Origin of the sequence: Ascidiimonas meishanensis (assembly GCF_037782385.1) — a bacterium.
Taxonomy (GTDB): domain Bacteria; phylum Bacteroidota; class Bacteroidia; order Flavobacteriales; family Flavobacteriaceae; genus Ascidiimonas; species Ascidiimonas meishanensis.
Genome location: NZ_JBBEXD010000003.1, coordinates 490,446 through 510,148, shown reverse-complemented (window position 1 = coordinate 510,148; position 19,703 = coordinate 490,446). Strand labels below are relative to the sequence as shown.

At 36.5% G+C, this 19,703-nt stretch carries 16 protein-coding genes; 4 read left to right on the top strand and 12 right to left on the bottom strand.

Annotated features, from left to right (window positions below; all coding sequences use genetic code 11):
- Positions 1 to 223: 223 nt before the first annotated feature.
- Entirely contained in the window at positions 224 to 2,137 is a 1,914-nt protein-coding gene (locus tag WBG07_RS07270; protein ID WP_340199943.1) for an ABC-F family ATP-binding cassette domain-containing protein, read from the bottom strand.
- Between the two features lie 67 nt (positions 2,138 to 2,204).
- On the opposite strand from WBG07_RS07270, the gene WBG07_RS07265 reads away from it, so the two are divergent.
- From WBG07_RS07265 to WBG07_RS07250, 4 genes are all read left to right on the top strand, one after another.
- On the top strand, positions 2,205 to 2,591 hold the full coding sequence (locus tag WBG07_RS07265) for a DUF983 domain-containing protein (RefSeq protein WP_340199942.1): 387 nt from the start codon (positions 2,205 to 2,207) through the stop codon (positions 2,589 to 2,591).
- Between the two features lie 2 nt (positions 2,592 to 2,593).
- Positions 2,594 to 3,352: an acetolactate decarboxylase gene (locus tag WBG07_RS07260; protein ID WP_340199940.1), complete on the top strand. Its 759-nt coding sequence runs from the start codon at positions 2,594 to 2,596 to the stop codon at positions 3,350 to 3,352.
- A 101-nt stretch (positions 3,353 to 3,453) separates the two neighbouring features.
- A complete protein-coding gene (locus WBG07_RS07255; RefSeq protein WP_340199938.1) occupies positions 3,454 to 3,846 on the top strand; it encodes a hypothetical protein in 393 nt (130 codons plus the stop codon).
- Positions 3,847 to 3,932: 86 nt separating this feature from the next.
- Entirely contained in the window at positions 3,933 to 4,856 is a 924-nt protein-coding gene (locus WBG07_RS07250) for an alpha/beta hydrolase (RefSeq protein ID WP_340199936.1), read from the top strand.
- Between the two features lie 44 nt (positions 4,857 to 4,900).
- Here the strand turns inward: WBG07_RS07250 and WBG07_RS07245 are convergent, their stop codons facing one another.
- The 11 genes from WBG07_RS07245 to topA all read right to left on the bottom strand — a co-directional run bounded on the left by WBG07_RS07245 (position 4,901) and on the right by topA (position 19,678).
- Positions 4,901 to 5,686, bottom strand: a complete 786-nt coding sequence (locus WBG07_RS07245; protein ID WP_340199934.1) for a class I SAM-dependent methyltransferase — start codon at positions 5,684 to 5,686, stop codon at positions 4,901 to 4,903.
- 79 nt (positions 5,687 to 5,765) lie between these two features.
- Entirely contained in the window at positions 5,766 to 7,457 is a 1,692-nt protein-coding gene (locus WBG07_RS07240; RefSeq protein WP_340199932.1) for a helix-turn-helix domain-containing protein, read from the bottom strand.
- The gene (locus WBG07_RS07235) at positions 7,444 to 8,469 is read right to left on the bottom strand and encodes a caspase family protein (RefSeq protein WP_340199931.1); all 1,026 of its coding nucleotides are present in this window, start codon (positions 8,467 to 8,469) and stop codon (positions 7,444 to 7,446) included. The genes WBG07_RS07240 and WBG07_RS07235 overlap by 14 nt, the downstream gene beginning before the upstream one ends.
- 4 nt (positions 8,470 to 8,473) lie before the next feature.
- Positions 8,474 to 9,916, bottom strand: a complete 1,443-nt coding sequence (locus tag WBG07_RS07230) for a hypothetical protein (protein WP_340199929.1) — start codon at positions 9,914 to 9,916, stop codon at positions 8,474 to 8,476.
- A gap of 242 nt (positions 9,917 to 10,158) precedes the next feature.
- On the bottom strand, positions 10,159 to 11,214 hold the full coding sequence (locus WBG07_RS07225) for an NAD(P)/FAD-dependent oxidoreductase (RefSeq protein WP_340199927.1): 1,056 nt from the start codon (positions 11,212 to 11,214) through the stop codon (positions 10,159 to 10,161).
- A gap of 121 nt (positions 11,215 to 11,335) precedes the next feature.
- Positions 11,336 to 12,226 (bottom strand): type IX secretion system ring subunit PorN/GldN, encoded by an 891-nt coding sequence (gene porN / locus WBG07_RS07220; RefSeq protein ID WP_340200083.1) that lies wholly within the window; start codon positions 12,224 to 12,226, stop codon positions 11,336 to 11,338.
- Positions 12,227 to 12,242: 16 nt separating this feature from the next.
- A complete protein-coding gene (porM, locus tag WBG07_RS07215; RefSeq protein ID WP_340199925.1) occupies positions 12,243 to 13,808 on the bottom strand; it encodes a type IX secretion system motor protein PorM/GldM in 1,566 nt (521 codons plus the stop codon).
- A 35-nt stretch (positions 13,809 to 13,843) separates the two neighbouring features.
- Positions 13,844 to 14,488, bottom strand: coding sequence for a type IX secretion system motor protein PorL/GldL (gene porL / locus WBG07_RS07210; protein WP_340199923.1), 645 nt, complete (start codon positions 14,486 to 14,488; stop codon positions 13,844 to 13,846).
- A gap of 42 nt (positions 14,489 to 14,530) precedes the next feature.
- Entirely contained in the window at positions 14,531 to 15,892 is a 1,362-nt protein-coding gene (gene porK / locus WBG07_RS07205; RefSeq protein WP_340199922.1) for a T9SS ring complex lipoprotein PorK/GldK, read from the bottom strand.
- Positions 15,893 to 16,021: 129 nt separating this feature from the next.
- Positions 16,022 to 17,179: a formimidoylglutamase gene (locus tag WBG07_RS07200; RefSeq protein ID WP_340199921.1), complete on the bottom strand. Its 1,158-nt coding sequence runs from the start codon at positions 17,177 to 17,179 to the stop codon at positions 16,022 to 16,024.
- Positions 17,180 to 17,185: 6 nt separating this feature from the next.
- Positions 17,186 to 19,678, bottom strand: coding sequence for a type I DNA topoisomerase (topA, locus tag WBG07_RS07195; RefSeq protein ID WP_340199920.1), 2,493 nt, complete (start codon positions 19,676 to 19,678; stop codon positions 17,186 to 17,188).
- Positions 19,679 to 19,703: the final 25 nt, after the last annotated feature.

Here is a 19,703-nt window from a genome sequence, read left to right as displayed (position 1 = left end):
GGAAGCTCGGCATCAAAACATAAAATCCTGAAGGAATTGCACTGCGTGGGGCTTTCTAAAATACCAGTAATTTGGAGTGCCTCAATGCCCTGAGGTGCGAAAAAATCTACCGGAGAGGATTTCTATTTTTTTCAAGCTTTGCTTTCTGAATTTCCGCTAAATAAGGGCAGCTTTCTCTCTCATTTTTAATAAAAAGAGAATCAAAATAACATTTTATTCATGGCTAAGAAGCAATCCCCTCTAATTCTTCTGCAATGGTTTCCCAATTTTGCATCAGGGTTTGTAAGCGTTTTTTCTTGGCTTCATAGGCGTCAAAAAAGCCTTCTTTGGCAATTACCTTATCATAATCTATGGCCATTTCTACATCTATAGCCGCGATTTCTTTTTCTAGCTGACTAATTTCTGCTTCGGTTTTACTAAGCCTATTCTTAAGAGATTTGAGTTTTTTCTGGTCTTCATAACTCTGCGCATTGTTTTGCGCTTTGGGTTTGGCAGCTGCCTTTTCTTTGCGCTCTACTTCTCGTAAATTATCTAGTTGGCGTTGCTCTAAGTAGAAATTAATATCGCCTAGATACTCCTTAATCTGGTGGTTTTTAAATTCGTAAACCGTATTGGTTAGTCCTTGTAAAAAATCCCTGTCGTGAGAAATTAAAAGCAAGGTGCCTTCAAAAGTTTTTAAGGCATCTTTAAGTACGTTTTTAGATTTTATATCTAAGTGATTGGTAGGCTCATCCATCACCAATACATTAAAAGGCTGCAAGAGCATTTTACACAATGCCAAACGGTTACGCTCCCCTCCAGAAAGTACTTTTACCTTCTTCTCTACCTCATCTCCTCTAAATAAAAAGGAACCCAGCATATCTCTAACACGGGAACGGTTGCCATCTGTAGCAGCATCTTCCATGGTTTGTAAAACCGTTTTTTCTCCATCTAAATATTCTGCCTGATTCTGGGCAAAATAGCCTATTTGTACATTATGCCCTAGTTTGAGTTTTCCGGTATAGGGAATTTCTTCTACAATCATCTTTGCCAAGGTACTTTTCCCTTGTCCGTTTTGCCCAACAAAGGCAGTTTTGGTATTGCGTTCTATTAAGAGATCTACTGCGTCTAAGACCAGTTTGTCTCCATAACTTTTACCAGCGCCTTCTGCCTCTACTACCACCTTTCCAGGTGTAACGGATACAGGGAATTTAACCTTCATCACACTATTATCATCTTCATCTACCTCAATCCGGTCTATTTTGTCTAGCTTCTTGATGAGGGATTGTGCCATGGAAGCCTTACTTGCTTTCGCTCGGAACTTTTCTATAAGCTTCTCCGTCTGTTGAATCTGCTTTTCTTGATTCTTTTGTGCATTTAACTGCAGCTCGCGCATCTCCTTACGCAACTCCAGGTATTGAGAATAGGGTTTATTGTAATCGTATATTTTCCCTAATGAAATTTCAATGGTACGGTTGGTTACATTGTCCAGAAACATCTTATCATGCGAAACAATCACCACCACTCCCGTATAACCTCTTAGAAATTGCTCTAACCAAATAATACTTTCAATATCTAAGTGGTTGGTAGGCTCATCTAGTAACAAGACGTCATTTTGTTGCAGCAGCAGCTTTGCTAATTCTATTCGCATACGCCAGCCGCCGGAAAAAGTATCTGTAAGTTTATCAAAATCTTCCCTAAGAAAACCAAGTCCTTGTAGTACTTTCTCCGTATCACCTTGATAATTATAACCGCCTATAATCTCATACCTATGCGTAACGTCGTTAAGATCTACCATAAGTTGGTGGTAGCCTTCACTCTCATAATCGGTACGCTCTGCCAATTGGTGATTGATTTGATCTAGTTGCAATTCTAATGCCTTGATCTCAGAAAATGCCTGATAGGCTTCTTCTAGTACACTACGCCCCTGCTCAAAATCAATATCTTGCTTGAGAAAACCAGTACGCACATCTTTATCGGAAGCAATGCTTCCAGAATCGGGTTCCATCTCGCGAGAGAGTATTTTAAGCATGGTACTCTTACCCGCTCCATTTTTACCTACGAGCCCAACACGGTCTCCGGGATTTAGCCTGAAAGCGACTTCTTCAAAAAGATATTCTCCGCCAAAGGAAACCGACAGATTATGGATATTTAACATGACTTTTGTAACTTCAATTACACAAGAAGGAATGTATAATTCCTATTTTTGTATAAAATTAGTGCAAATGTTAAAAAAAGGATCGAAACTCTACAGCATTTTAACAGGAACTTGTCCCAAATGTCATCTAGAAAGCATGTATGTTTCTCCAAATGCCTATAATCCGGCTCAAACTTTAAAAATGAACGAGCGTTGTTCCCATTGTAATACCAAATATAAAATGGAACCTTCTTTTTTTTATGGAGCTATGTATGTGAGTTATGGAGTAGGAGTTGCATTTGCTGTAGCCGCTTTTGTAATTAGTTATCTTTTTATCGGCACCAATCTAAAAACCGCTTTTGTCGCTATTATTGGCACTATGCTTGCTTTTATGCCTCTTATTATGCGTTTGTCTCGTAATATCTGGATTAATATGTTTCTGAATTATGACCCTAAAGCGGCAACCAATACTTAATTATGCATCCAAAAAAACTTGCCAGCGCATCTCAACCCTTGCGCATATTTGTTATTTTTTACCTTCTGCTAGTAGCATGCAATGCTGAAAAGAAAGATAAAGACACAAATGTCAAAGCCTACGTACAAATAGAGGGTGCTATGAAAGATGTAATGTGGAAAGGAGCGCTAGATGGGCAAATTTCATTAGACACTTTAGACCAAAAAAGCATGTTAAATGGTTTGGGACCAGAAGCTTTTTTAACGGGAGAGCTTCTCGTTATAGATGGTAAAAGTTATGTGGGAAGGGTTGCAACAGATACTTCTATGGCTATAGGACAGACTTTTGATGTAAAAGCACCATTTTTTGTGTATTCTTATGTTGCCGAATGGGAAAAAGAATCAATTCCAAAGACCCTGAAGTCTCTAACCGATTTTGAAAACTGGTTGGATCTAAAAATACAAAATGAAGGTAAACCTTTTGCCTTTAAACTCACCGGAAGCATTAAAAGTGCTAAAATTCACCTCCAAAATTTACCGGAAGGCACACAAGTAAGTTCTCCGGCAGAAGCGCATCAAGGGCAGCAAACCTATAGCGTAGCAGACAAAGAAGTTACTGTTTTAGGCTTTTTTTCTAGAGCGCATCAAGGAGTTTTCACACACCATGATTCTTTTATACACCTGCATCTTATAACCAAAGACCTTAGTTTAATGGGGCATGTAGATAGTCTGGTTTTTGGCAACAGCCCTATAACACTGCATTTACCCAAAGGGAGTAATTAAACGCGCTACCTGGCTGGTAATTATATTTTATTTTTAACAACCTTAAAAAAGTGTTATTTTTAAAGCTAGTAAGTAGACGCCATTTCCTAACCTAAACCAATATGCAAGCTTCTAACCGTCTCAATGTATTTAGAATTTTATTTTTGGTAAAAGGTATTCTCACGCTTGTTCTTTCTTTGTTCTTTATTGGTTACGGTGCTTTTGGCGCATATTTTGCCAGTGTAGATGAATTTTCTAAAAACGGAAATGAACTGCCTTTTAACCCTGGTTATTTTTTTGTGATTATTGGAATTGTTGGCTTTGTAGTTTGCATTGTAATGGGAATTTTACAATTACTAGCGTCTAAATACATGAAACAATTGAAGAAATACGAATTTGTTTTTGTAATCGCTATTTTAACTTGTCTTACTGGAATTTTAGGGATGTTTTTGGGTGCTTTTACCATTTCTTTATTACAAATGCCGCAAATAAAAGAACTTTTTGATAAAAAATAAGTTTTCAAGCTTACAGTGTTTTAGTTTTATGTACGGTAGTGTATGAAATTCATTTAGTATCCCTATTGTGTAAATTTATTCAAATCATGGTGTTACTGCTATCATTTAAAAAGCAATCTCTTTTGCTTCTTGCGCTATTGCTTTCGTGCAACCTTTTTTTTGCGCAAGAATTGACGACGGCTACTTACAAAGAAATTAACAACCTGCTTTATGTAGCCAAAAATGAGGTGCGTAGTGATAGCCTACAGCGTTTAAACCTAGTACTTCCAGTCTTTAAAAAAAATGTTCCTTTACTTATCTGGATTGGTGGAGGTGCCTGGTCTTATGGAGATAGAAATCAAGAAATGCCTCTTGCCCGTAAGCTAGCAGCAGCAGGAATTGCGGTGGCAAGTATAAGCCATAGAATGAGCCCAGCTATCTGGCGAGACAGCACTCTGAATAAGGGAGTGCAGCATCCTGCCCATATCAAAGACGTGGCAGCGGCTACCAAATGGTTATACCAACAAGCTGATCAATACAACTACAGTAAAACCCTATTTTATGTAGGTGGCTATTCTTCTGGAGCGCATTTGGCTGCTTTATTAGATTTAAATCCTACCTATCTAGAAGAGGTGGGCTTGCCAGCAGATTTGTTTAAAGGCATGATTCCTATTTCGGGCACTTATGATATTAAAGATTATCATCGTGCTATGGCGCAAGGAAGCCAACCTGAATTAGCAGTACTGCATGTAGAAGCTGTGTTTGGCAAAGGAGAAGAAGTGTTTCTAAACGCCTCTCCTACTCATTATCTCAAAAATTTAAAAACACCTATTCTACTAGTTTCAGATAACAATATTTACAATTATACCCGTTTGTTTGAAGACAAAATAAGGGCCACTAATTTTAGAAAAATCCAATCCGTTTACATCCACCATTTATCGCATGGTGAACTTTGGAAAAACTTATCTTTTGAAAAAGAGAGTATTTATAGGGATCTGGTAGTGGATTTCATTCTTGAAAATAGAAATTAAAAAGAATAGATGACTTTTTTGAAAAACACGTCAATTGAAATAGATCACTCCTTCATGGCACTTATAAAAACATAATCTCCCAGATCGTTTTTATAGGATGCCATTACCTCTTCTATCTTTCCAGTAGCTATATCGGTCTTTAATTTTTTTAGACCTGCATCTACCTCTTCTTTATTAGCCAAAGAACTAAAAGAAGAGATGCCTTGGCGCACTTCTGGTCTTAAATACAAAGATGGATTATACTTGCCGCAGTACAAAAATAAATCTTGTAAGTCTCTTTGCACATAGTAGGGTGTTCCGGCTAATTCTTTAAATCCTGCTTCAAGAATAGCCTTAAATACAGATTCTAACGAGGGCATTTGTTCTATTGAATTGGCCAACATTTTAGGAAAATAGTGATTGAGCCAATACCCTTTCATCTGTTTAGGTGTGGAGGTAAAAATTACGATTCGCCCTTTTGGTTTTAAGATTCTATATAACTCTGTAAAAGCGGTGTTAAGATCTAACCAATGGTGAATGGTGAGGCTTCCTATAATTCCGGAGACCGATTCAGGCTCTAATCCGGTATTTTCTGCATGCCCTTGTCTCCAGTCAATTTCTGGATTCTGTGCATTTGCCTTTCGCAACATTTCAAAAGAAGGGTCTACCCCTATAAATTTAATTCCTTTTTGATGAAGCACATGGGTGTAATTACCTGTGCCACAACCAATGTCTAGGTATACCCCTTCATTAGAAGGAGACAGCAATTGATATAATTTTTCTGAAATAAAGGTATCTGCACAGCGGGTAGTGTTATACTCTTTTCCAATCACATCATATTTTGCTCTCATACTAGTATCCTTTCATTTTTTATTGACCGTTATTTTTCTCCTTCTAAACACTTCCATCTAATCTCTAAGCGTATGTTTTCTAATTTGAATTCGCTTCGTCTTCCCATTCAGCAAAAATGCGGCTTACTGTATTTCTTGAAACTCCCAATTGAGATGAAATCTCATTCATAGTAATTTTTTTATCTTTTGTTACTAATTCATAAATACCCTGTTTTACCCAGCTATTTCTAACCTTCTCTTCTGAACCTTTATCTACAAATTTTAATAGTTTTTTGTCAAATAAATCTTTTACAGAAACCTTAAATCGCTTCGTGCCTGTTATTTTTGGTTGGTAATTTACTGCTTCTTCCTCCATCATCTTAGAATCCCATTCATTGAATACCTCATCAGATAAGATCTCTTTACTAAAAGCAGGTTCGTTCGTTTTATCAAAAAAATCTCCACTACCTAAAGCTCCAAAACCTCCTTTATGACCAGGTCTGGGATTTCGTATTTTTTTAGAAGGTTTCTTTGTCCTTTTTGATCTGTCTTTAGGAAAGGGGAAAGGTTTAAAGGTGTTGAAAGGAGAGTCAAAATAAAGATTTTCTGAAATATAATCGTTAATTGAATTCTCTTTTATAAGCCTTACATTATCAACAGCTGCACTTAATAGTGCCTCAAAACCAACTCTTAGCATGGGGGTTCCTTTCACCACTGTCTTATCAAAGTTATAATCGTCAAAATGTTGAGATGCCAAAATTGTAAGTGCCCTCAAATCAGGTGAATCTTCATTTTTCTTTAAAATAGCCTGCTGCATGTTTTCTGTAATAACTTTGAAGAGATTGTCTTCATGAGTTTCCTTACTTTTAAGATAAATGTATGCTGCTACCAGACCAATCATTGGAGATTCAAACTTTCCATAGGCTGCCATTTCAACTAATTCCTTACCTAGGCTATAATCTCTATTTTGTAGCTTATTAAGCAAAATATCTATGTATTTGTAGGTTTCGTTATGAGGGTCAAATCTACGCTGACGTGCTAAGAATATTCTAAGTGTTCCAAACAAAGGTTGTGCTCCCACCGTTAAAAAAAGCTGTGTGTGCCAATGTTCAAATATATTAACGGGTATCTGTCTAGCTTGCTCTCCTTCATATAGCAAGAAATAAGTGCCCGAAATCAATTTACAATTAACGGCCAGCCAACCCGTATTTCTATCCATCTGGGTAGCATTTTCATCATTCAAATAAAAAAGCACCTTTCCATTTTCGTCTGTTAGTTTAAATTTATCAAAAAACTCAAAACCAGATTCTTCTCTTAATCTATTATAATGTTCCACAGAGGGAAAACGCAAAAAGATAAATAGAGATGAGTTTGCTTCTTTATGCACAATACTTTTGCCATGGGTAAACGTATCTTTCTGGCTCCATTCTACCGCAGGGTTTGTATAATATTCATGAGAAGATTCATATAATTCACTTACCAATACAGATGAAAATTGTTTGGGTGGCTTTATTACGTTTTCACCATGATGGTTAGCGATATTAAAACTTTTATCTTTATCAAGCAAAAACACCTTATCCTTTACCTGCCCGTTCATTACCATTCTAAGTGTGTATAAACCCGATGGTATTTCAAAGTATAAATGATGCTGGTTACTTTTTTCTAAGGGAATTACTTCTCGGTTATGTGTATCAAACAATGATACTTTTACCAAATGAATATACACATAATCAATATGTATGGTGAGCTTAAGCTGCGCATGTGTTTTGGATGGAGACTTAGAAGCTAACATGAAGATCTGTATTTGTAGTTGAAACGTAAATTGGCAAGCTATCGTTGTTAGAAGTATCTCTTAGAAGATATAATTTTTCTGTTAAAGCAACGGTTACATTCTTATCTTGAGCCGCGTTAAAGGTTTCTAAAATCCCCTCATTTCCTATAAATTCAACGGTACTATTGCGGTATTCATCAAAAGTAATATGACAATTAGTAGCAGTGTTTTCATCTATGGCAAGTGTTAATACGGGCGGAGAAGTAGACGTAAAAGAATGTGTAATATCTGGTTTCTGTTTATACCCTTCCTTCTGCGCTTCAATGGGAGTATGCAAGCATAAATAATCTCTTAGTCCATCAGCAGTAATCACCCCGTTTTCATCTGCTGCTGCTCCTTTTAAGGCTTCAATTAACACCCTTGTAAACACACCTCTCATTTCTAAATTTCCGGTTTCTGCTTCAAAAGACTGATCTTGGTATTGGGTGGCATAGCCTATAAATAATCTGGTGCTTCCAGATAATGGACTTGGTTCAAAAGGTGCAAATGTGGGTTGTAGCGGTTTTACGTTAATTTTGGTGTTTCTACAGCAATCTGCAAAGAGAAATATTTCTTCAAAATACCCAAACTGTCTAATACTTTCTTTATACTTCTTAGAAGAAAGTGCCATATTTCTTCTCAATTCAGACCATTTTGCTAGGCATAAAGCGATGTCTTCTATATCATCCATAGACCCCAGCCCGTGACCGGCAAAATAAAAATAAAGTCTGCGTGCTTTTCCTCCATTTGCCTTTATTTGGGCAATCATCTCTTCTATTTTTGAGTCTACTTCTTCTTGCAGTGGAGTTAATGGACTTATGGTTGAAATAATTTTATAACAATTATCAGGTGATAAATTACCACCTTCTGGACTGGTAAGCCATGCTTCAAAATAATTGGCATCATTAATAGCTCCTTTTAAAGCGCGTAGACCACTTTTTTTAGGAGGGGTATAATTATTTATTCCTATTACCAATGCATAATCTTCTTTCATAGACTCAATTACTTCTTAAAAAATGAGTAAGACTCTTCAAAGTAGGAGTATCATCATCAAAATCGCCATGTGCTTCTGATGTTGATTTTTCTCCTTCCACAGCGCTTGTTTCTGTAACGGAAAAGACTAAACTACTTTTGCTATTTTCATATAAAAACGTATTTGTCTCTCTAATAATTTCCATATCCTGATAGGGAACTCTGCCGTCTATAAAACGTTCCATACCTAAGATTGGAATGTCGTAATTATCACCTTCATCTTCCAATATTCCTGAGACTAAGTAAAGTAATGAATGTGTATAGAAATAAGGAATCATCATATCCTGTGTTTCGTAGTGATCTGTCATGGTATACATACGAAAACTATTAAATCTGTTTGTATTCTTTACCACCTCTTTATGAAATAAATCTACTCTACATGCAGGTGCCATAAAGACAATTTTATTAAATTTTAATGCGGGATAATGTGCTGAAGCTTTCTTAAGTAGATTGCAAATTACAATAGAACCTGCACTATGGCCCACTAAATTTACCTGAACATCTTGATGGTTTGCAACAAAGACTGCTAATTTATCTAGCAAGTACCTACCAGCATGCTGACCTAGTCCCACTTTATCGTCATTATCTTTCCACATATCTGCGGATTTTTTCTTCATTTTAGTCCATACCCATGCACCTATATCTGCAATGTAAATTTGTCGCAAAGTTTCTTCTACAATGGTAGGATAGAAATGATGATCTCTTTTTTTGATAAAGCGTTTGATGACCCGAAATGCAATAGCTGCCAAGTTTTTAACCAACATTGCAGTATTAACTATGCCCCTACCTGCCATTTCATCCATTCTCACATCAGATTCTTCTATCAGTTCTGGTATCTCTGCATCTGTCTGTACCATACGCCTGAATTCTGCGTTAAGCATTTGCTCCATCATTTGCTCATCATCAGGAAGCTCAGCAATGGCTTCTGCTCCACGACCAGACGTTGTAAATTCATCTCTGGAGTAATGCTGGTAAGGGATGGGTTTTGCCAGTTCTGCTTCCACTTCATCTTCACTTTTCATGACCCCTGCACTCCTTCCTTCTTCTAGATCAAATCCCAATTTTTCTGAAACTTTTCTAATCACCATTTTCAATACCTTTTGATACAGTTTGGTATCTGTAACCTGTTTGATATTGTTGGAAAAAGTTTCAAAAAGTCCAGTTTCCCAAACAACAAATATGGGCTCTTGTGAAGCTTCACTTATATAAGGTTGAACCCTTGCGGCAGTTTCTCTTCCGCTTTTTTCTTTTACCAACCCTCCATGAAAGTATAGGGTTATGTTTTTTGAATTGTTTTCCTGAAATCTTTGGAACATAGCATCTACATCCTCAGGACGGGTATAGAAGTCACCAGACGGTGTAAATGTAGCTCCGGGGCCTACATTTACAATAAATTCTTTTTCTTCCATTAGTTGGTTTAACGTGGTTGCGTTTATTAATTATAAAAGTTCATTTACTCTGTAATTAATCTTCCTAAAGGGGGAATTTGCTTAGATATTTTGTTTTACCAAATATTTTATAAGACATTGGAAAATAAAAAATTACGCTATTTTAAATATAATACATAAATTTCATCGGATAAAATGTGGCTGATGAAATGTTTTATTTACCGATAAATAACAAAAAATAGGTAAGATAAGTTTGTTTTATATTACCTATTCATAAACTTTTTATGGAATCGTTGAATATCAATTTCAGGAGGCAGCGACGTTTTACTTTCAATAAAATTAAATAATTCTATCGCTATATAAGGTGCTATCATAACTCCTCTTGACCCCATCCCATTCAACAAAAAAAGATGTTTGTGAATTGGGTGTCTTCCTACCAGCGGACGACGATCTGTAACTGTAGGACGAATGCCTGCTTCCTGATGCACTACCTCGTAAGAACATTTCATAAAGGTTTCTAGCTTGGTTAGCAATTCTTCACGAGCCTCTACAGTGGTGGTATTGGTTTTATCTTCCCATTCATACGTTGCTCCTATTCTGTAGAGATGATTCCCTTGTGGGATAATGAATACAGATGACTTTAACACAAAGTCCAGTTGTAAATCTGGTGCTTCTATAGTTACTAATTGTCCTTTAGTACCATTTAAAGGTAAGTAATTAAAATACGGGTTAGATTTCATTCCAAATCCATCGGCAAAAACAATATGTTTCGCTTTGATATCTTTGTAGGCTACGTAGTTATTAGCCAACTGTATCTGGGGTACTACAAATGTCTCTTCCCTAAGTTTATGATACTTTTTAAGGAAGTTGGCATACGTACGCTGTAATTTAGCGGTATCAACTCTTCCCGTTTGTAACACTTCTCCAAAACCAAAAGGTGCGTGAATATGATTGTATTGATTTTTATGAAGGCTCAGAGACATAAATTCACTTAATCTGGGTTTATCTGCGGCTTCAAACCAAAGGTTTTGTTCTTCTACTGAGGTAAATCTTCTATAAACAGGAACTTTATAGTCATATTTTTCCTGAAATTTTTTTTCCAATTGTTCATAGAACGGCATTGCAACAGCGAGCTGCTCTTGTGCCATCCAAACTTTTGTAAATCGTTTTAGGATTACCGGATTGTATAAGCCACCTGCTACTCCGGAAGATTTTTGAGATCCATCATCAAAAACAACAAACGATTTACCTTGTTTTTCCAGTGTTTCACAAAATGCCATACCTGCAAGTCCCAGTCCAACTACAATATAGTCTATCATACTTACAAAGGTACGCGATACCTTCTTTTTTAAAAATAAAAGGAATTACTTTAAACACAAAAACACCCGCCAAAGCGAGTGTTTTTTATGTGTTTTTATGTTCAGAATTGGAACTGAAACCTTAGTAACTCCACATATCCTGTTCAAAGTCGCGTATGCTTTCTTTGATTTTTTGTGATTCAAGAAGTTGGAAAAGGGAATTTTCCTTTAGGTAATCGGATATCCTTCGGTCACCATATACGTTATCTTCTTTATAAACGGTTGCATTAAATCGTCTTGAATTAAGCAGATGGTCAAATGATATTGGTCTGGCACTATTACGACCATTAAACACTTTGGATTCATGTAGAATTTGGCGAACACTTGGGTACCAAACCCAGAACAATTCTACTTTATCTGCTGCATCAGTATCAATAAAGTTTACATCGGGTGCCACTGGAGCAATTCCTAATAAACGATATTTTAATTCTCCCTGACGCTTATCAAAATACCACAATCCTTTCACATGCCACTCTTCAATATCTGCTGCGCTTAGGTCTCTTCTGTTTATGTACTCTGGTGAAATTTGTTCACCAGCATTAAACTGCTCGTAACCTAAATCTGTAGTATCTACTTTGGTAAGAGTAGCCTGAAGATCTTCTAGTTTTCTTTTCTCTGTAAAATAAGAGTCTACATAAATATCTTGCAACTCGCCATTTTTAATACTCTTCATAAGAACATCATACAAAGATCTTCTGTTTGGACCTATATCTACCGTATCTATGGGATAGTAGAAAGGAAAGTTAACTCTTTCATCTAGATCTACTATCTCCCAAACAGTTTTAGACCAGAGTATATCTCTATCGTCTACATAACCGTACGGTAGCGGCGTATCATTATCCGCTTCTATTTGCGCATCTGTGCGCTTTCCGATTTCTTCGGGCTTTTTAGCATTCAGTAAATTTGCCTGCGCAAAACTTCCCATAGTGACCAAAAAGGCCGTTGCTGTTAATAAAACATTTTTCCAATTCATCATAACACCAATTATATTAGTTTGTAAGCTCAATCACTACAGGAGATACTTTTTTCAGTTTATACGTCCTGTTATTTGTTATATAAGCTTCAATATCAAAAACTTGTACTGCATCACCTCTCTTAGCTCTCTTAAGCGCTCCTTTTGCTCTTGCGTCCAATTTACCACCTCTTACTTGTACAGTAGGCTGTCCTGGAACCTTAAATTTAAATCCACTAATCGCAAGATTTAAATCAAAATCAAAATCCTCAAGAATAGCTCCTACAGTTGAAATTGAAAGGTTGTTCTTTGTCATCTTAGCACTATTGGCTTCTCCACGAATGGTTCCAGATGGTCTTGGAATATCCTTGATACGGAACTGAGAAGTAGTTTTAATTCCTTGTCCGTCAGGTAAAGTACCCGTAGCGGTGATATTAACCGTTCTTCCTGTCCCTGGATTCATAATGTACTTGCTTCCAGATGCTTTTTTAAGACCAGGAGCACTTGCCCCTACTTTATTATCTGGTATACCAGGTATAGAGATTGTAATAGGATTTGCAACCCCACGGTAAACAACATTCATTTTGTCTGCCGAAATTACCGCTGCATTTGGTTTTGTAATTACTGCAAATGTTTGATTTACTTCAACTGGAAGGCGTTCACCATCCTGATCAAAATACAGATTTCCTGTAATTTTGTGATCTCCTGCGCTCCCTACATTAACATTAAGTTTTACAGCACCTCCATTTAAAGTATAGTCTTTCTCAGTAAGTTTCTTACCATCTAAAAATAACTCCACTTCATTAGGTTTTGTAGTCTGGTCTGTTCTTCCTAAAACAATAGATCCGTCAAAAGTTTCCCCTTGATAGTAAGCAGATTTTGGTTGCTGTAATAAGGTAGAATAGTTAGTCATAGAAATTTCACTCTTTAACTGACCTTCCAACATTCTTGATAAAGCTTCTTCTTCTGTCGCTTTTACGTCTGCCTGAATCTGTGTAATCTTGGTTAAAGAAGCAATCAAAGGAAATCCTTCAAAGTGGTAGTTTAACCAGTCTATTTTTTTTCCGTCTCTATTGGTAGCTTTTCCATTCTCTCCTGTGCTGAAACGATTTTCAACGGCTTCCCGTGTCTGTTCAAATCCTTCGGTAGGTAAAGCATTTAATACATTTTCGCGATACTTATTCATCCGGTCTAAGAACTTTTGCCCTGCTGAAGTATATTTGTCACCTTCGAAAAATTTCTGATCTAAAAAATCAGCTTTATCCATGGTTTCATAATCCTTCTTATCTTCTAGCTTTGCGGTCATTTTGCCTTTGAGCCTTTCCAGATAATCATAAAAATCTGCTGAATATTCTTTAATATCTTGAGCATTCTCAAACAACTTTCCAAATTTTTCAGGTTGTTCTGATGCTTTCGTGGCCAAACCGTCAAAAAATGCGAGGTTTGACTGGGTGGTCTTTTCGTTAGAAGTTTCTAACTTTTCATTCATAAGTCCAAAGGCGGATAATACCTCTTTACTCATATTTAGCGCTAACATAGCAATAAATACTAGGTACATGAGGTTAATCATTTTCTGCCTTGGAGATAAACTATTTCCTGCCATTTCTAATTAGATTAAGGTTAAGTTACTATTACTAATTAGTTTCTATTCATTGCAGAAAGCATCCCGCCATAAACACCATTAAGTGAAGAGAGATTAGTTGTCAATGACTCCATTTGATCTTTAAGTCTACCTGCGTTGTCAGCAACTTGCTCATTAATGCTAGCCTGGCGACTTGCACTTTCTAACTGTACTTTATAAAGACTGTTAAGTGACTCCATTTGAGAAGCTGCCAACGATAATTCTTCGCTATATTTCTTTGTAGAACTAATTGCATCTACCGTAGGAGACATGTTTTTAGCCGCTCCTTCAAAATTGCGGATACTCTCACCAAGACTGCTCATAAGCTCTGAGTCAATTCTAGCATCTTTAAGTAAATTATCTAATTTTTTAGAAAGCAAACCTTCGGCATCTTGAGCCTCTTTAGCATCTTTCTTTTTAGACTGTCCACCAGCTAATTCTGGATACACCAAAGACCAGTCTAAATCATCTTCTACAGGTTCAAAAGCAGAGATTGCAAAAATAATTGCTTCTGTTATAAGACCTACTGCAAGAAGAAAACCACCATTAAGAGGGCCTAATTCCCAGTGAAGAATTTTAAAAAGTGCGCCTAAAATAACAATTGAAGCTCCAAGTCCGTAAGCAAGGTTAAACAGCTTTTTAGTTGATTTTGATTGTGCCATAGTAATTTTGGATTTAGTTAAGTATAAAATTTAAAAATTGGGTTATTGATTAGTACCAGGTGTTGCTTCTGTACCAAGGTAATCCTGTACAGTTCTAAACCCGATATAACTTCTCGCCGAATCCTGATATTCATAATCTCTTGTGCTTACCTGCAGGAAGTAGGCGACATCTTTCCAGGAACCTCCTCTGATTACTTTACGACGATTTTGATCATCATAAGCATTCGGGTTCATTGTAGAAGCGTATTCATAGGAGTTGGGGTCATAGGAAGAATTGGTCCATTCAGACACATTTCCAGCCATATTGTATAAATTGTAATCGTTTGGCTCGTAAGATTTAGCCTCCACCGTATACAATGCTTGATCTGCAGCGTAATCTCCACGATTTGGCTTAAAATTGGCTAGAAAACAACCACGATCACTTATTACATAAGGACCACCCCAAGGGTAGGTTGCAGATTCTAAACCACCTCTAGCGGCATATTCCCATTCTGCTTCCGTTGGAAGCCTGAACTGGTTTACATTGTGGCGATTTCTCGCGCGCTGATCATCATTTTTATATTTGGTTCTCCAAGCACAAAATGCTTTTGCTTGTTTCCAGTTGACACCTACTACAGGATAATCACTAAAGGCGTCATGCCAGAAATAGTCATTATGCATGGGCTCATTATAAGAATATGCAAAATCCTTAATCCATACAGTAGTATCAGGATATATAGCTAGCTCCTCCGTTTTAACAAAGTCTTTACGAGAACCTTTTTTTGCTCTAGCAGCAGCTTGAATATCCATCCAAGTATACTTAAATTTCAATTTTTTAACATCTATAGTTCTAACGCCGTTATATGCTTCTTCTAAAGGAACATACATAGAATCCATTACTTCAGCATAGTATTCATCGGGGAAATCAGACGTATCCCAAACCAAATCTATTTCTTTATTCAGCGCACGGCCTTCGTAACCAGTTTCTCCCATTCCTGCGTAATTATCAAGCATATACTTATCATACACAGAAAGGTTTGCGGTATCTGCATCTTTAAATGCAAATTCACCAATACCTTCATTACCAGGGCCTTCTCCAAGTTCATCGGCTAGAATAGCCAATTTGGTACGAACTATTGAATCTTTTACCCATTCTACAAACTGTCTGTATTCACTATTAGTGATTTCAGTTTCATCCATGTAGAATGAACGAACAGTCACCGTTTTTGTTGGCGCATTTAATACCTGAGCGAAGTCATCATCTGCTTTACCCATGATAAAAGACCCTCCTGGTATCAAAGTCATACCGTAAGGCTTTTCGGGGTACCATTTCTTCCCTTTCACACCGGTAAGCTCACCTTTATCTTTTGAGCCGCAGCTAAAAAGTAATGAACTAAGGGCTACACATAGAAATAGCTTTTTCATACAATATTAGGTTAAGTTAAATTTAAGATTCAAGGCTGTAAACCTATTTATATTTTTCCAATTACACAATAATTTGTTGTAAAACACCTTGTGAGTAGTGGTTAAACGCAATTTGAACGACATTATTATTTATATCATTGTTTTCTTATATGCTTTCCACCATCTTTCTGGTATTACCTGATTACAGGCATCCTCATAATCTTGGTGGGTGCAAGGTAATAACGCATGTCTTTTTAATTTATTATTCAAATTAGGAATAATTGGTATTTCAATCCACCATCTTCCTGATGTATGACTTTTATAAAAATGAAGTTCATCTTGACCAACAGGAACCAAGTACTTATCAAAGTTCTTAAGCTCTGGATTGGGATAATCATTCTTTCTAAAGTTAACCCCCTCAATAAAATACCAAATGATCTGAGCAATTAACTGGATACTCACTGCCGTTTCCATTCCTTCAAAAATTCCAAAAACAGAAACCCTATCACTGATCCCAGCATATCGGGAAATTGCACATATTTCGCGACTATTAAAACCATTGGGAGCAATATGCTCTTTAGAATCTAATTCTTGATATTGTAATGATTTCATATCCAAACTCACCAAGTCTGCATCCCTAAGAACAGGTTCTGTAATGGTAATATCATTTAAAATACTCCCTAATCTATAGGCATCAAAGAAAAGTTTCTCCATTAAATCTATCTCTTCTTGCGCATTGTAATACGTTTGATAACCAAGATTACAAAAGTTAAAGAGATTGTTAGGCTTTTCAATTATGATTTTACTCATATATGAGCTAGAAGAAATGAGCTCATCTGCACTTCCAAAATCAAATCTAGAATCTATGGAGACTATATTAACCATCTGCCCTGTAATATCAAAACCTCTGTATGCTGCATACGTAAGATCTTGGCTCCCTCCTATTAATAAGGTAACTATATCTTGTTTTTTTAGTTTAGATACTAGTGTTTTTAAGGCAAAATAGGTGTCTTCAACAGTTTCTCCTTTTAAAATATTACCAAGATCTGCGATTTTACGATCCCAATTACCTAAAAATAATTTATAGAGTTCAACCCTTATATTAGATAGATTCAGATTGTTTTTAGTGCTTGTTATAGCATTGCGATTCTCATCAATCCCTACGATGGCAATTTTTACATTCTTTAAAACAGGAATCCCTTCTTTGTCGGTATGAATTAAGATGTTCTTTCCTAAAGCCTGTAATGGCAGTAGTTGATTATGAGCAAGCACCACACTTTCTACGGGTGATAGAAAATCAAAATCCATTACAATCTATTTTTTTGATTTTGAAGTAGCCTTCTTTTTAGCAGCTTTCTTTTTTGGGGCTTTTTTCTCTAATAAATCTTTGGCTTCTTCTAAACTCATGTTCGCTGCATCAACATCTTTTGACAGCTCAACTTTTATCTTGCCTTTAATTATATTAGACCTTCCCCATCTCGCTTTTTCAATACGAATACCTTCGTCAGGCCAATTTTGAAGCACTTTTTCTATCTCCTTCTTGATTTTAGCCTCTATTAATTCTTCTATATCTGCTTGTGAGAGATTATCAAAATCATATTTTTTATTAACATTGATAAACATATTATCCCATTTAATAAAGGGACCAAAACGCCCTTTACCTTTGGTTACATCTTTGTCTTTATAAACCGCTATAGGCGCATCTGCCTCCTCTTTCACCTTTATTAATTCCAAAGCTCTCTCCAGAGAAATCTCAAGCACATTATCTGATTTTTCAAGTGAAACAAAAGATTTCCCAAACCGAACATAGGGGCCAAACCTACCTACATTCACTTCTACGGGTTCTCCTTTATAGTCACCCAAACTTCTAGGAAGCTTAAAAAGATCAAGCGCTTCTTCAAATGTAATAGAGTCTAAAGATTGATCTGGTAAAAGACTTGCAAATTGAGGTTTTTCTTCATCATCCACAGTTCCTATTTGTACCATAGGACCAAACCTTCCCAGTCTTACACTTAACTGACGACCTGTTTTTGGGTCTTTGCCTAAGATTCTTTCACCACTTTCGCGCTCTGCATTTTCTTCTACATCTTTGACATTAGGATGGAAATCTTTGTAGAAATCTTTCATCATTTTAGTCCAGTCTTGATCCCCTGCGGCAATATCATCAAAGTTCTGTTCTACCTTAGCAGTAAAATTATAGTCAAGAATAGATGAAAAATGATTCACCAGAAAATCTGTAACAATCATTCCTATATCTGTAGGCACTAATTTACCTTTATCTGAACCTACTATTTCGGTAAGTTTTGATTCTTTTAAAGCATTGTTTTCTAAAACAAGCTGTACATAAGATCTTTCTTCTCCTTCTACAGTACCTTTCTCTACATAACCTCTATTTAAAATGGTAGAGATGGTTGGCGCATAGGTAGAGGGACGACCAATACCTAATTCTTCTAATTTTTTAACCAATGATGCTTCTGTGTATCTGTAAGGGGGTCTGGTAAAACGTTCTGTTGCAGTAATAGACACATTAGTTACCTCTTCCCCTACGGAAAGTGCAGGAAGCATTCCGTCTTTTTCTTCATCTTCTTCATCTGTTCCTTCAAGATATACTTTAAGAAACCCTTCAAATTTGAGCACTTCTCCATTAGCAGTAAATTGCTCTTGATGCGAACTTGCTTTTATTTTTACATTGGTGCGTTCTAATTGTGCATCACTCATTTGAGAAGCCACCGTGCGTTTCCATATAAGATCATAAAGACGAGCCTGATCTCTCTCTGCGTTAATAGTATGTTTAGACATATCTGTAGGACGAATTGCTTCATGCGCTTCTTGGGCTCCTTTACTCTTCCCTTTATATTTTCTGGGTTTGCTATATTTATCGCCATACACATTCGTGATTTCATTCTTAGCTGCTTCAATAGCTTCACCCGAAAGGTTTACACTATCTGTTCTCATATAAGTAATGAGACCCGCTTCATACAATCGCTGTGCTACACCCATAGTTCTACCTACTGAAAAATACAGTTTTCTTGACGCCTCCTGTTGTAATGTAGAGGTAGTAAATGGAGCCGCAGGAGACTTCTTAGCAGGTTTGGTATCAAGGTTGTCAATTTTAAAAATAGCTTCCTTATTTTTTTCCAGAAATGATTTTGCTTCTTTAAAAGTGTGAAAGTTTTTAGATAATTTTGCTTTAAATTTTTTACCATCATGGGTACTAAATTCAGCAACTATTTTAAAAGAAGCTTCAGGAGTAAAATCTTGTATTTCACGCTCACGTTCTACAATAAGCCTTACAGAAACAGATTGCACTCTACCGGCAGAAAGACCCGTTTTAATTTTTTTCCACAACACTGGAGAGAGCTCATAACCCACTAATCTATCTAATACCCGCCGTGCCTGCTGTGCATTTACAAGATTATAATCAATTGTTCTAGGATTTTCAATTGCATTGGTTACGGCATTTTTAGTTATTGCATTAAAAACAATACGTCTTGTTTTTTTCTCATCTAACTTAAGCTCTTCTGCTAAATGCCATGCAATTGCTTCTCCTTCCCTATCTTCATCACTGGCCAACCAAACTATTTCAGCTTTTTTTGCCAGATCTTTTAACTTCTTGACCACAGGCTTTTTATCTGAAGAAACAATATATTTTGGTGCAAAATCTTTATCTACATCAACTCCTAATTCCTTTGAAGGCAGATCGGCTATATGGCCAAAGCTTGACTCCACCTTAAAATCTTTTCCAAGAAATTTTTCGATGGTTTTTGCCTTCGCAGGCGATTCAACGATAACTAAATTCTTTGCCATGGGTAATTTTTTGAGAATACAAAAG

Coding starts and splice junctions, on each gene's coding strand:
- WBG07_RS07270 (WP_340199943.1), bottom strand. CDS start 2,137: ATGTTAAATATCCATAATCTGTCGGTTTCCTTTGGCGGAGAATATCTT.
- WBG07_RS07265 (WP_340199942.1), top strand. CDS start 2,205: ATGTTAAAAAAAGGATCGAAACTCTACAGCATTTTAACAGGAACTTGT.
- WBG07_RS07260 (WP_340199940.1), top strand. CDS start 2,594: ATGCATCCAAAAAAACTTGCCAGCGCATCTCAACCCTTGCGCATATTT.
- WBG07_RS07255 (WP_340199938.1), top strand. CDS start 3,454: ATGCAAGCTTCTAACCGTCTCAATGTATTTAGAATTTTATTTTTGGTA.
- WBG07_RS07250 (WP_340199936.1), top strand. CDS start 3,933: ATGGTGTTACTGCTATCATTTAAAAAGCAATCTCTTTTGCTTCTTGCG.
- WBG07_RS07245 (WP_340199934.1), bottom strand. CDS start 5,686: ATGAGAGCAAAATATGATGTGATTGGAAAAGAGTATAACACTACCCGC.
- WBG07_RS07240 (WP_340199932.1), bottom strand. CDS start 7,457: ATGTTAGCTTCTAAGTCTCCATCCAAAACACATGCGCAGCTTAAGCTC.
- WBG07_RS07235 (WP_340199931.1), bottom strand. CDS start 8,469: ATGAAAGAAGATTATGCATTGGTAATAGGAATAAATAATTATACCCCT.
- WBG07_RS07230 (WP_340199929.1), bottom strand. CDS start 9,916: ATGGAAGAAAAAGAATTTATTGTAAATGTAGGCCCCGGAGCTACATTT.
- WBG07_RS07225 (WP_340199927.1), bottom strand. CDS start 11,214: ATGATAGACTATATTGTAGTTGGACTGGGACTTGCAGGTATGGCATTT.
- porN (WP_340200083.1), bottom strand. CDS start 12,226: ATGAATTGGAAAAATGTTTTATTAACAGCAACGGCCTTTTTGGTCACT.
- porM (WP_340199925.1), bottom strand. CDS start 13,808: ATGGCAGGAAATAGTTTATCTCCAAGGCAGAAAATGATTAACCTCATG.
- porL (WP_340199923.1), bottom strand. CDS start 14,488: ATGGCACAATCAAAATCAACTAAAAAGCTGTTTAACCTTGCTTACGGA.
- porK (WP_340199922.1), bottom strand. CDS start 15,892: ATGAAAAAGCTATTTCTATGTGTAGCCCTTAGTTCATTACTTTTTAGC.
- WBG07_RS07200 (WP_340199921.1), bottom strand. CDS start 17,179: ATGGATTTTGATTTTCTATCACCCGTAGAAAGTGTGGTGCTTGCTCAT.
- topA (WP_340199920.1), bottom strand. CDS start 19,678: ATGGCAAAGAATTTAGTTATCGTTGAATCGCCTGCGAAGGCAAAAACC.